At 56.0% G+C, this 12,778-nt stretch carries 12 protein-coding genes; 3 read left to right on the top strand and 9 right to left on the bottom strand.

Annotated elements, in window-relative coordinates:
* Positions 1-245 precede the first annotated feature (245 nt).
* A complete protein-coding gene (locus AVO44_RS00745; RefSeq protein ID WP_068331283.1) occupies positions 246-1,787 on the top strand; it encodes a helicase HerA-like domain-containing protein in 1,542 nt (513 codons plus the stop codon).
* 41 nt (positions 1,788-1,828) lie between these two features.
* Here AVO44_RS00745 and AVO44_RS00740 read toward each other — a convergent pair whose 3' ends face one another.
* The 7 genes from AVO44_RS00740 to AVO44_RS00710 form a co-directional block, all read right to left on the bottom strand.
* Entirely contained in the window at positions 1,829-2,083 is a 255-nt protein-coding gene (locus AVO44_RS00740) for a hypothetical protein (RefSeq protein WP_068331281.1), read from the bottom strand.
* Between the two features lie 188 nt (positions 2,084-2,271).
* Positions 2,272-3,585, bottom strand: a complete 1,314-nt coding sequence (locus AVO44_RS00735) for a branched-chain amino acid ABC transporter permease (protein WP_068331279.1) — start codon at positions 3,583-3,585, stop codon at positions 2,272-2,274.
* Positions 3,582-4,592 (bottom strand): branched-chain amino acid ABC transporter permease, encoded by a 1,011-nt coding sequence (locus tag AVO44_RS00730; protein WP_068331277.1) that lies wholly within the window; start codon positions 4,590-4,592, stop codon positions 3,582-3,584. Before AVO44_RS00730 ends, AVO44_RS00735 begins: the two co-directional genes overlap by 4 nt.
* Positions 4,592-4,987, bottom strand: coding sequence for a hypothetical protein (locus AVO44_RS00725; protein WP_068331275.1), 396 nt, complete (start codon positions 4,985-4,987; stop codon positions 4,592-4,594). Before AVO44_RS00725 ends, AVO44_RS00730 begins: the two co-directional genes overlap by 1 nt.
* Positions 4,988-5,067: 80 nt before the next feature.
* Entirely contained in the window at positions 5,068-5,910 is an 843-nt protein-coding gene (locus AVO44_RS00720) for an ABC transporter ATP-binding protein (protein WP_082677354.1), read from the bottom strand.
* The gene (locus tag AVO44_RS00715; protein ID WP_068331273.1) at positions 5,907-6,695 is read right to left on the bottom strand and encodes an ABC transporter ATP-binding protein; all 789 of its coding nucleotides are present in this window, start codon (positions 6,693-6,695) and stop codon (positions 5,907-5,909) included. Before AVO44_RS00715 ends, AVO44_RS00720 begins: the two co-directional genes overlap by 4 nt.
* A 125-nt stretch (positions 6,696-6,820) precedes the next feature.
* Positions 6,821-8,002: an ABC transporter substrate-binding protein gene (locus AVO44_RS00710; protein WP_068331271.1), complete on the bottom strand. Its 1,182-nt coding sequence runs from the start codon at positions 8,000-8,002 to the stop codon at positions 6,821-6,823.
* Between the two features lie 165 nt (positions 8,003-8,167).
* Between AVO44_RS00710 and AVO44_RS00705 the strand changes: the two genes are divergently transcribed.
* Complete coding sequence (locus AVO44_RS00705) at positions 8,168-9,268, top strand: PQQ-dependent sugar dehydrogenase (protein WP_068331269.1); 1,101 nt, start codon at positions 8,168-8,170, stop codon at positions 9,266-9,268.
* A 97-nt stretch (positions 9,269-9,365) separates the two neighbouring features.
* Here the strand turns inward: AVO44_RS00705 and AVO44_RS00700 are convergent, their stop codons facing one another.
* On the bottom strand, positions 9,366-10,370 hold the full coding sequence (locus AVO44_RS00700; RefSeq protein ID WP_068331268.1) for a GlxA family transcriptional regulator: 1,005 nt from the start codon (positions 10,368-10,370) through the stop codon (positions 9,366-9,368).
* Positions 10,371-10,538: 168 nt separating this feature from the next.
* On the opposite strand from AVO44_RS00700, the gene AVO44_RS00695 reads away from it, so the two are divergent.
* Positions 10,539-11,909: a class II 3-deoxy-7-phosphoheptulonate synthase gene (locus AVO44_RS00695; protein ID WP_068331266.1), complete on the top strand. Its 1,371-nt coding sequence runs from the start codon at positions 10,539-10,541 to the stop codon at positions 11,907-11,909.
* 54 nt (positions 11,910-11,963) lie between these two features.
* On the opposite strand, the gene AVO44_RS00690 is transcribed toward AVO44_RS00695, so the two are convergent.
* Positions 11,964-12,638, bottom strand: coding sequence for a PAS domain-containing protein (locus tag AVO44_RS00690; RefSeq protein ID WP_068332561.1), 675 nt, complete (start codon positions 12,636-12,638; stop codon positions 11,964-11,966).
* Positions 12,639-12,778 lie beyond the last annotated feature (140 nt).

The raw sequence follows: 12,778 nt of genomic DNA, 5'->3' as shown, positions 1-12,778 counted from the left end.
ACTGGCCGACTTAGTTATGCGCAAACGTTACGAAAGGCAGACGCAAGGGTCAACTGAAAACCTGAATATTTAATGGAAAATCAAGTCTTGCTTTAAAAAAACCGCGCCCGAAGGCGCGGTCAGTCGACAGGGAGGAAGTTTGCCGTCTGTCGCCTTGGGCAACGCAGTCGGCAAATTCACTATCGCAGTCAAAGGTTAACTTTGTATGCTGTGGGCAGATCGATGGAAATTAAGGCCATATAAAAATGGATAAAAATGTATTTTTAGGCGGTGCTGGTGAAGACTACAACCAGCCCCAGTCATTGACGTTGAGATATGCCAACCGACATGGGTTGATTGCTGGTGCTACGGGCACAGGCAAAACGGTGACTCTTCAAATTCTTGCCGAGGGGTTTTCGAAGGCTGGCGTTCCGGTGTTTTTATCCGATGTCAAAGGGGATTTGTCTGGGCTAGCCAAAGCTGGCAGTGAAGGTCACAAGCTTCATCAGGCGTTTCAGGATCGGGCCGCGCGCATTGGATTTACGGACTACGATTATGCCGCGTGCCCTGTGACATTCTGGGATCTTTTCGGCGAACAAGGTCATCCGGTTCGAACGACAGTGACCGAGATGGGCCCATTGCTTTTGTCCCGCCTCATGGACCTGAGCGAGGCGCAGGAAGGAATTCTGAATATCGCTTTCCGCGTGGCGGACGAAGAAGGAATGCCCCTGCTTGATCTTAAGGATTTACAGGCGTTGTTGGTTTGGATCGGTGAAAATCGGGCGCAATTGTCTTTGCGCTATGGCAACGTCTCGACAGCTTCGGTCGGGGCGATCCAGAGACGCTTGCTTGTTCTTGAAAATGAAGGGGGCACTAATCTGTTTGGCGAACCCGCGCTGGAATTGTCTGATCTGATGCGGACAGATGAAAACGGGCAGGGGGTGGTGAATATCCTGGCTTCGGACAAGTTGATGGGGTCGCCACGCCTGTATGCTACGTTTCTGTTGTGGCTGCTGAGTGAACTTTTCGAAGAACTGCCCGAGGTCGGCGACCCGGATAAGCCGAAGTTGGTGTTTTTCTTTGACGAAGCGCATCTGCTGTTTGAAGACGCGCCCAAGGTTCTTGTGGACAAGGTCGAGCAGGTCGCGCGCCTCATTAGATCCAAAGGGGTTGGAGTCTATTTCATCTCCCAGAACCCGGCAGACATTCCAGAGGACATTCTTGGCCAATTAGGGAACCGCGTTCAGCACGCCTTGCGCGCGTTCACGGCGCGTGACCGGAAGAACCTGCGTCTTGCCGCTGAAACATATCGCGAAAATCCCGCTTTTGATACGGAAACCGCCATCCGAGAGGTTGGTGTTGGTGAGGCGGTTACATCCATGTTGCAGAAGAAAGGTGTGCCCGGGATCGTGGAGCGGACCTTGATCCGTCCGCCGGCCACCCACTTGGGTCCAATCGCCCCGGCCGACCGAAAAGCGGTTTTGGCCGCGTCGCCCATGCAAGCCAAATACGGTGAGCTGAAAGACCGCAAGTCAGCCTTCGAAATCTTGCAAGCTCGCGCTGATCAGGCCGCACTGGCCGCTGCGGAGGCAGAAGAAAACGAAGAAAAGCAAACCATGGCTGAACGTGAATTTGCTACGGCCAGGCGCTATTCCGGTAGTCGGGTCGGTCGGTCGTCCTCGCGGGGAATGCGGCAGAAAGATACCTTCGCCTCAGCGATGAGCGAGGCCGTGATCAAAGAGTTGAAGGGAACAACCGGTCGCAAGATTGTTCGCGGCATTCTGGGCGGGTTGTTCCGGGCCAAGTAGAAACAAGGCCCGGCGCGACGGTAAGATTTCGATTGCCGATCTTATTGATTCAGGCGGCGTTGACCTTCCTGCCGGCAATAGTTGTCCGCTTCGGGCACTGACATTTTCGTGGCAGGGAAGTCGATGGCGCGGTCCCAAGTGACTCGATTCTGACGATAAAGCTGACAGGTCACCTCACCTTTTGGGGTTTGAACTTTGACTGGTTCAGACTCCAGGTCTTCGGGGGATGGGATACACGCGGCGAGGCTGGCGACAATCGGCAGCACAAGGATACAACGGATAATCGATGTTTTCATGTGTCGTCTTCTTACTCTTGAGGGGTGGCCTGACGTCGAAGTATTAAGTGTTTGTTTGACCGTAGGGGTGACTTTGCGGAGATCGGGGGCTTGCTCGATGTTGATTTGGTTTAGTCAGCTTTGGCTTTTGAATCAATAAACTGATCCGTTATCGCCCCTTGATCTCAGGATTTACCCCTCAGCCCCGTTTATTTCTCTGGGATGAGACCTCTTGGACTGAACCTGAGGACAATCAGCAGAATCAAACCCATGGTGAGCAAGCGCATATGCGCAGCGCTTTCGATCAAATGTGCCTTAAGCGCACTGCCGTCAGGCATCCCCGCAGTGATCAGGTTCATGAGCCATAACCCGATGGGCTCCACTTGAACCCAAAGGAACCAGATCAGAAACGCCCCAAGAACGGCGCCGAAATTGTTCCCAGAACCTCCTACGATCACCATCACCCAGACCAGGAAGGTAAACCGCAGCGGCTGATACGCGCTGGGGGTTAGCTGCCCGTCCAGCGTGGTCATCATCGCGCCCGCGATGCCGCAGATGGCGGAACCCAGCACAAAGATTTGCAAGTGGCGACGCGTAACGTCCTTGCCCATCGCTTCGGCTGCAACCTCATTGTCGCGAATGGCACGCATCATGCGGCCCCAAGGGCTGCGCAGGGCCTTCTGTGCCATCCACAGCAGCATTAGCAGTACAATCAGGAAAAGCAGCGAATAGCCGAGCTTGACCGACAGGGTTGAGGCGGTGACCGCGTCCAAGCCGAACCACTCGGCCCGCGCGACGAAGCCGGGATCATTTTGCAGGTCAACCTCATAGCCGACGACAGGGGCAGGGCGCGGAATGCCGTAGACATTCTTGACGCCACGGGCCAGCCAGTCTTCGTTCTTCAGGATCGCAATGATGATCTCGGCAATCCCCAGCGTCGCAATCGCCAGATAGTCTGATCGTAGGCCAAGCGCCGTTTTCCCGATCAGCCAAGCGGCCCCGGCAGCCAAAAGGCCGCCCGCTGGCCACGCCAGCAACACAGGCAGATTAAGACCCCCAAGGTTTCCTGCGATAGCAGGGTCAATCGCTTCGACCGCTGCCGCGTTGGGGTCGAAGATCGCGCGATAAACAAAAAAACCGATGATAAGAATTGCGATGATCGAAAGGGTTTGCATCCGACCCTTTGACATCTTCTGCGCGACGAACACGGCAGCGACCACAGTCGCCGCGCCCAGCAGTAACGCCAGGACGATGCCATACCCGCCGGCCGACCATGCTCCGGGCGTCACCGGTGTAGATATCAAAACAACCGCCAGCCCGCCCAAGGCGACAAAACCCATCACGCCGACGTTGAACAGACCGGCAAAGCCCCACTGAAGGTTTACCCCAATCGCCATGATGGCCGAGATCAGGCCCATGTTCAGGATCAGGATCGCGGCGTTCCAGCTTTGGGTAAACCCGGTCAGAAGGATCAAACCGCCGACAAGGACGAAAAGCAGCGTGTTTTTGACGGGCTCGCTCATACTGCTTTTCCCTTAAAAAGACCTGTGGGTTTGAACAGAAGCACAATCAGCAAAATTACAAAGCTGACGGCGAATTTGTAGTCGGTGGACAGAAGCTGCACCAATCCAGATGGCTCAAGGCTTTCCGGTGCCAGATAGGTCAGCACCTTTTTCCAGGCATAGGTGATTGTTACCTCGGAAAAGGCGATGATGAACCCGCCTGCGATGGCTCCGATAGGGTTGCCAAGACCACCCACGATGGCAGAGGCGAAGATCGGCAGCAAAAGCTGGAAATAGACGAAGGGCTTAAAGCTCTTGTCCAGCCCGTAAAGCACGCCCGCTGTGGTCGCCAGCGCCGCGACAAGAATCCAGGTAATCATCACCACGCGTTCGGGGTTGATACCAGACAGCAGCGCCAGATCCTCGTTATCGGAATAGGCGCGCATCGACTTTCCCGTGCGGGTTTTGTTGAGGAACCAGAACAGCAGCGCCACGGCGACAACGGCGACAACGACCGTGATCGCTTGCGAGGTGCGGATGGCCAGCCCCTCATCAAGACCTGTCAGTGTTTTGAAGTCGCGCGCAGAAATTAGAAACCGTGCCCCGTCCGAGAAACGCTGATCATCCGGACCGATGATGAACCGCACAAGACCGTTCATGATGAACATCACGCCCATTGAAACGATCACGAGGATCACGGGCTTGGCCTTTTGTTCCCTGTAAAAGCGATAGACTAGACGGTCCGTGATCAGCACCAGAACGATACAGCCCAGAATGGCAAAAGGCAGGGCGAGCAGGGCGGTCGGAAGTGGCCCGAAACCGATCCCGGCGGCCTGCAAGCCCCATGTGACCAGCACGGCGATCATCGCGCCAAACGCCATCGTATCGCCATGGGCAAAGTTCGAGAACCGCAGGATACCGTAGATCAGTGTCACCCCCAACGCGCCCAGCGCCAACTGGCTGCCATAGGCGATTGCGGGAACAAGGACGAAGTTGGAGAGCGCCACAAGGGCGTTGAGGAAGTCCATTATTCTATGACCTCACATGTGCCGATGCTGGTTTGAACTGAGAGATCACCGAACGCGTTGTAAACTTGTGTACGTACGCTTCGGCCATCAGGAAACACCGTTATGGTCAATCCCGCGAGTGGTCCCATTGAAGGGACCAGAAAATGCCGTGTCCCGCCAACCCCAATTTGCTCGATTGGGTTGTTCTGAATGGCGGCGTCCAGTTTGATAGGTTTAGAAGACGACGAATAAGCGAGTGTAGGTGTTCCAGAAAGCGAACCGACACTTTCAAGCAAATGGTCGTCAGACCAATCACAAATCAATTCGAATACATGAGGTAAGGTGTTCTTTGAATCCGCAAGCGCAAAATTGGCCGTTAAGCCGATTGCACAAGCCATGGCAGTAATCTTATCCATCTGATTCCTTGGCTTTTGAGCCACGGTAACCTTTTTCCAATCTAGTGAACGGGATGTTGAGCCCAAAATCTGCACTTTGGCTACCCCCCCAAGAAACTCTTACGCACTTCGGGATCAGCCAGCAGTTCTTTGCCTGTGCCGGTATAGGCGTTCCGGCCCTGAACCAGCACATATCCCTTGTCCGCGATCTCCAGCGCCTGACGGGCGTTCTGCTCGACCATCAGGATCGGCAACCCGGTGCGCGAGACCTCGATGATCCGGTCGAACAGCTCATCCATCACGATGGGTGAGACGCCGGCGGTCGGTTCGTCCAGCATCAGCACCTTTGGCTGGGTCATCAGCGCGCGGCCCACGGCGACCTGTTGGCGTTGACCGCCCGAAAGCTCTCCGGCCGCCTGATTGCGCTTGTCGCGTAGGATGGGGAAGAGGTCATAGACCTGCTCCATCGTCTGGCTGATGTCATCGCGTCGGATGAAGGCGCCCATTTCCAGGTTTTCCTCAACCGTCATCGACGTGAAGATATTCGAGGTCTGCGGCACAAACCCCATCCCTTTGATAACACGGTCCTGCGGCGAGAGATTGGTGATATCCTCACCATCCAGCCGCACGCTGCCCGAGCGTACGTCCAGCATACCGAACAGTGCCTTCATCGCCGTGGATTTACCGGCTCCGTTCGGGCCGACGATGACCGCGATCTCACCTTTGTTGGCGGAAATCGTGCAGTCATGCAAAATGTCCGGCCCTTTGCCGTAGCCACCAGTCATGGTGTCGCCGATCAAGAAGGGGCCACCTGCAACCTTAAATGTTGCGCCGCTTTTGCGATGCGCGGGGGTCATGGTTCCGACGCCATGCGGGTTGGTGATCGAGGCGTCCTTATTGCCCTTGTCGTCGTGATAAGGGTTGTCGGTTTTGCCAGCGGTCATGTTTGGGCCTCCAGCTTGTCTTTGTTCTTCAGGCCAGTGCCCAGATAGGCCTCGATCACGTGCTCGTTGGCCTTGATCTCGTCCAGAGTGCCTTCGGCGAGAACCTTTCCCTCTGCCATGCAAATGACCGGGTCGCAAATCTTGCCGATGAAATCCATGTCATGCTCGATGACGACGAAGGTATAACCGCGCTCTTTGTTCAGGCGGATGATCGTGTCGGCGATGGTCATCAGCAGCGTGCGGTTCACGCCTGCTCCGACTTCGTCCAGAAACACGATCTTGGCATCGACCATCATGGTGCGACCCAGCTCCAACAGCTTTTTCTGTCCGCCCGAGACCTGACCGGCTTTGTGATCGGCAAGGTGTTCGATGGTGAGGAATTCCAGAACCTCGTCAGCTTTGGCCTGCAACGCGCGCTCTTCGTTCGCGATGCGCTTGCGGCCAAACCAGGTGTTCCAGAGCGATTCTCCAGATTGCGCGCCGGGAACCATCATCAGGTTTTCGCGGCAGGTCATCGACGAAAACTCATGCGCGATCTGGAACGTGCGCAACAAACCCTTGTGAAACAACTCGTGCGGCGGCAGGCCGGTGATATCCTCGCCATCCATGAAAACGCGGCCGCTGGTCGGTGGAAGAACACCCGCGATCACATTGAACAGCGTTGTTTTTCCGGCCCCGTTTGGCCCGATCAGGCCGGTGATCGAACCCTTCTGGATTTCCAGCGATGCCCCGTCCACCGCATGAAATCCGCCGAAATGCTTGTGCACGTCTTCGACGACGATCATCTTTTCCCCTAGCCGCCTTTTTTGGCGCTTTGTCCCGCCCCGTTTGCCGGGGTGCGGCCTTTTTTCACTGAAACAGCCCGGACACAAGGCCCGGGCTGCTTGTTTTTATGACTGTTAACGCCAGATCAACGGAAGTTAACGGTTTTGTTTTCGCCGTCGGTCACTTCGATCTCACGATATGAGCCCGCGCTTTCACCGGGGCCGATCAATTCAACACCTGATGCGCCGACATAGTCGATGTCCTGACCTGCGGCCAGCAATTCCAGACCCTTGGCCAGTTCACCGGGATAGATTTTCTCGCCAGGTTCATTGGCAACTTCCATGATTTTCGCGCCATAATCCGCCGGGTTGGTCGAACCCGCGGCCTGCATGGCCAGCATGAACAGGGCAGCAGCATCATAGGATTCAGGCGAGTACGGTGACGAACCGTCAAACCCTTCGGCTTCGGCCATCGCGAAGTACTTTTCAGCACCTTCTCCACCAGAACCGGCGATCTGACCGAAGGAACCGTTTAGGTCAGGTCCGACATTGGCAGGCAGCGAGTCGCCAATCATGCCACCGGGCAAACCGAACGTGTCGAACGCACCGCTGTCCAGTGCTGCCTGGATAATTCCCAGACCGCCCTGGTCCAGATAGCCCGCGACAACCAGAATGTCGCCACCTGCTGAAGCCAGCGCGCCGACTTCGGCCGAGTAGTCCGCTTTACCGTCTTCGTGCGCAGCGACGATCGTGACTTCACCGCCCGAAGCTTCGAAAGACGACTGGATCGCATCCGCAAGACCTTTGCCGTAGTCGTTGTTGGTGTAGGTCAGCGCAATCGAGCTGATACCGCGATCGTTCAGAATGTCTGCCATTACCTGACCTTCGCGCGCATCCGACGGAGCGGTACGGAAGAACAGTCCGTTATCTTCCATTGTCGACAAGCCAGGCGAGGTCGCCGAGGGCGAGATCATAACCATGCCGTTCGGAATTGCGACGTTCTGAAGGATTGCACCGGTGACGCCCGAGCAATCTCCGCCAATGATACCGGCAACGCCGTCCGCGATCATGCGTTCACCGTTCGATGTGGCAAGGCCGTTGTCGATGCAGCCAGTGTCGGCGCGGGAGGCAGTTACTGTTGCACCGTTCAGAAGCTTGCCGGATTCGGTAACTTCGGCCATCGCCAGTTCAGCGCCCGAACCCATGGCGGGTGCCAGCGATTCAATCGGTCCGGTAAAACCGAAAAGAACGCCGAGTTTTACGTCTTCAGCCATGGCTGTGCCGGCCAGTAGAGCAGTTGCTGCAGTTGCAGTAAGCAGCTTTTTCATTAGGTTACTCCCATGTTGGAACATTTTCTTCCTGCTCAAGACCCTAGGCAAGCTGTCACCAAAAGAAAAGTCCCAACGAAAAAGTGTTTTTGCGGCTTGGAACTCTATCTGTTTTCATGACGCGCGCGATCGCGAAACTGGGTCGGAATACGACGGAGGGCTTTTATGATTCGGGCTTTTGTAATTTTGGGTCTAGCTTGGGCCGGAATCGCGAGTGCACAAAACGTGCAAACATCGCAAGGCGCGGTTGAGCTTACCGAAATGGTAAGCGGCTTGGATACACCCTGGGCCGTTGACATATTGCCCGATAACAGCTTCCTTGTGACAGAACGCGACGGAGACCTGTTACATGTCCGCGATGGGGTAAAGCAGCGCGTGCGCGGTGTGCCGAAGGTTGCCGCAAATGGGCAGGGTGGATTGTTGGATGTCACCATCGCAAGGGACTTCGCGCAAACCCGTGAAATTTTTCTGACTTTTGCTAAGCGCCAGTTCCGCAAAGCAGGGACTTCGCTGGCGGTTGCGCGCTTGTCGGAAGACGGCGACAGGCTGACCAAAGTACGTGTGATCTTTGAAGCCGTGCCGGGCGGCCGTACCGGCAAGCATTTCGGATCGCGCGTTGTGGAAGCCAACGATGGCACCCTGTTTGTCACGATCGGTGACCGAGGGGACCGGCCTGCCGCCCAAGATACAACAAACCACATCGGATCGGTGATCCGCGTCAATCGCAACGGGACCATCCCTGAGGACAATCCATTTGTTGATGATGACGATGTTCGGTCCGAAATCTGGTCGTTCGGCCATCGCAACCCGCAAGGGGCCGGTCTGGACGCCGAGGGACGGCTCTGGATTTCCGAGCATGGCGCACGGGGTGGGGATGAGATCAATCTGGTCGAGCCGGGCTTAAACTATGGCTGGCCAGTTATCTCTTATGGCGTTCACTATTCAGGTGAGAAAATCGGCGAGGGAACCTCGAAACCCGGAATGGAACAGCCAGAGCATTATTGGGACCCGTCCATCGCCCCATCGGGCTTGATGGTGTATTCCGGAAAACTGTGGCCGGAATGGACGGGTGATATCTTTGTCGGTTCGCTCAAGTTCGATTACATCGCCCGGCTCGCAGGATCCCCGCTGCGCGAGGTTGAGCAGATCAAAGGCCCGGAAACAGAACGTGTGCGCGATGTCGTTGAGGCTCCGGACGGGTCGATATGGTTTATTTCAGTCGGGCAGGGCGCGGTTTACCGGATGACGCCACCTGACTTGGGCTAAGGGAGGCTCGCGGAATAGATAAGCGCGCGGTTTCATCGTACCGCAAATCATCTTGAAGGCGCGCGTCCTAGAGACTCTGTTAGTTTTTCTGAAGAACTTAAACCGACAACCTGTCGCCGTGCGCACCACGTTCCCGATACGGTGTGGTGTTGTAATGGGCCCGGTAGCACTTTGAGAAATGCGACGGGCTGGCAAAGCCGCACGCCAATGCCACGTTGATCACGCTCATATCGGTCTGCATCAGAAGATTGCGCGCTTTGTGCAGACGTAACTCCATATAATACCGCTTGGGTGAGCGGCTTAGATAGCGGCGGAAGAGGCGCTCAAGCTGACGCGTCGACATGCCGACATCCTTGGCCAGGATCGAAGGCGAGATTGGCTCTTCGATGTTCTTCTCCATCATGAGGATGACCTGACTTAGCTTCGGATGGCGCACACCGATACGGGTGGGGGTCGACAAGCGTTGGGTGTCCTGGTCGGTTCGAATTGACGAATAAATCATCTGGTCGGCCACCGCATTGGCCAGATCTTCACCAAAATCATCAGCGATGATTTTTAACATCAGGTCGATTGAGGACGTGCCGCCTGCTGTCGTCATTCGATTACCGTCGATCCGAAACACGGATTTGGTCAGTTGGACCTCATCGAATTCCTCGATAAAACTGTCCGAGTTCTCCCAGTGGATGGTCGCGCGCTTGCCGTCCAGCAGCCCCGCCTTGGCCAAAGAATAGGCGGCTGTGCAAAGACCGCCAATCCGCAAACCGCGCCGCGCCTCGCGGCGGACCCAGTTCAGCACTTTCTTGGTGGTTGCCGACTGAACGTCCACGCCGCCACAGATCAACACGACATCATCTCGTTGCAGTTCAATCAGATCGGAATCCAACGCGAAGGTTGTCCCGGCCGAGCAACTGACGGACTCACCGCCTTCGCCCATAAGGGACCACGTATAAAGCGTCTTGCCCGCCATGCGGTTGGCGATCCTTAGACTGTCCAAGGCAGAAGCAAATGAAAGCAGCGAAAATTTGTCCAAAAGGACAAACACGAAGTGACGCGAGGTGGCTGCAGCGTTTTCCACCGTGACAACTTGGCGTTGCTCTTGCATGGCGAGGTGTCCTTGATTCGGCGCTCGACGGTATTGTGTCGGCGACAGATTTGGCAGCCACCATGATCAAAGCTTGTTTACGACGTCAAGGGGCGCAAATCATATATGGTCAGTCTTCAATGCTTTTTGTATAGAGGCCCCCTGAATACTTCAGCGGAGATCAAAGCTATGACTGAATGGCAAAAAACGAACTGGCGCAACAAGCCCCGGGTTCAGATGCCAGACTATACCGACGCGGCCGCACTGGCCAAGGTCGAGGCGCAGCTTTCGCAGTATCCCCCGCTGGTCTTTGCGGGCGAAGCACGGCGTCTTAAGCAACATCTGGGTGCCGCCGGTCGCGGCGAGGCCTTCCTGTTGCAGGGCGGGGATTGTGCTGAAAGCTTTGAACAATTCAGTGCCGATGCGATTCGTGACACCTTCAAGGTGATGCTGCAAATGGCGATGGTTCTGACCTATGGTGCCAAAGTGCCAGTGGTCAAAGTGGGCCGCATGGCGGGACAGTTCGCCAAACCACGCAGTGCCCCGACCGAGGTTGTAGATGGCGTCGAGCTACCAAGCTACCGCGGTGATATCATCAACGAACTGGCGTTTACCCCCGAAGCGCGCATTCCGAATCCCGGCAAAATGTTGCAGGCCTATACACAAGCTGCCGCAACGCTGAACCTGCTGCGGGCATTTTCGACCGGTGGTTTCGCCGATATGAGCCGGGTCCACTCCTGGACGCTTGGCTTCACCGATGAACAGGACGTACAGAAATACTCGGAAATCGCGGACCGGATTCAGGACACGATCGATTTCATGGATGCGGCAGGAATCACTGCCGAGACCACGCATGAATTCTCGACCGTGGAATTCTACACCAGCCACGAAAGCCTGCTTTTGGAATACGAAGAGGCGCTGACCCGCCTTGATTCAACCTCGGGCAACTGGCTGGCAGGTTCGGGCCACATGATCTGGATTGGCGACCGCACGCGTCAACCTGATGGCGCGCATGTCGAATTCTGTCGCGGTGTACTGAACCCCATCGGTCTGAAATGCGGCCCGACGACAACGGCCGAGGACCTAAAGGTTCTGATGTCCAAGCTGAACCCCGAAAACGAAGAGGGTCGTTTGACGCTGATCGCTCGGTTCGGCGCAGGCAAGGCGAGCGAGCATCTGCCGCGCCTGATCAAGGCCGTCAAGGAAGAGGGTGCCAAGGTGACTTGGGTATGCGACCCGATGCATGGCAACACGATCAAGTCGGCGACTGGCTACAAGACCCGCCCGTTCGAATCCGTGCTGCGTGAGGTGCGCGATTTCTTTGGCGTGCATCAGGCCGAGGGTACGGTGCCCGGCGGCGTGCATTTCGAGATGACCGGCCTGGACGTGACCGAATGCATCGGCGGCGTGCGCGCAGTCACCGAAGAAGATCTGTCTGATCGTTACCACACGGCCTGCGACCCGCGTCTGAACGCCTCGCAGTCGTTGGAACTGGCGTTCTTGGTTGCAGAAGAACTCACCAACCTGCGCCGTGATCGAAGCAAACGCGAAGCCAGCTAAGGCACTGTGACTATTTAACGAAAGGCGGGCAGGGTTTGCCCGCCTTTTTCGTTTTTAATCATCGCGGGACACAACCAGCCGAAGGTGAGAACCGGGGCGTTTGAACTCTTGGGGAGCCTCGGCAAAACCGGTCGAAAGCTGCCGCTTTGGTCTTTTGGGCGCCTGAACGTCGGATACAGCCCGCAGTTGGGTGTCTTGAATGGTGAAACGGCGGGGCGTTGCGCTGATCGCGCCATCACTCACCAATACTCCAAGAACACGGCTGACATCTCCAAGATCGCTTTTTAACGGCAACAGTATCATTCGCGCCTGTACTCGGGTGCGACCCAGTTTACCTGCGGAGACTAAGTCAAATCCAGCGATAGCAGGCTTGGCGAAGACCTGCTCCAGCACATCAGAAATTTGCGAACGTGCACTGGGCTCAAAGAAGGCGGTCAGTGGCATGCCACGGACTTCCATGCCCGCCAGTTTGTTCAGATGGCTTCCTGCAACACGGAACCGCGCCAGCCGCGGGGTGATCCGTTCAAGTATGAACGTGTATTCCAGGATATTCTCAAGCCCTCGCGGATCGACCTGTGATCGCTTGGGGATGCCGTCACTGGTCAGCAATGCGGTCCAGTAGGCCTCGGCCTGTCGGATGGGCGAAAGGCTGCGCCCGTTGTCAAAACGATCCATTGCAACGATCTTTCCAGAATTCGACCCGAACCCGTTACCGAAAAAGTTCCTCATTTTCATCACCCTAGCGTCAAGCGACCCCAATTTTCGTAAAAAGCCAGACATCTGGATCGTCCAGAACTGTCTGGGGCCAAAATTGACACGGGTTGATTCAATTTTGGAGGAAATCTTTAATGAATGGTTAACTTCTGGCT

The organism is Ruegeria profundi (assembly GCF_001507545.1).
Classification (GTDB): domain Bacteria; phylum Pseudomonadota; class Alphaproteobacteria; order Rhodobacterales; family Rhodobacteraceae; genus Ruegeria; species Ruegeria profundi.
Note: the sequence above shows the minus strand (reverse complement) of the source record. Positions and strands in the feature narration are given on the sequence as shown.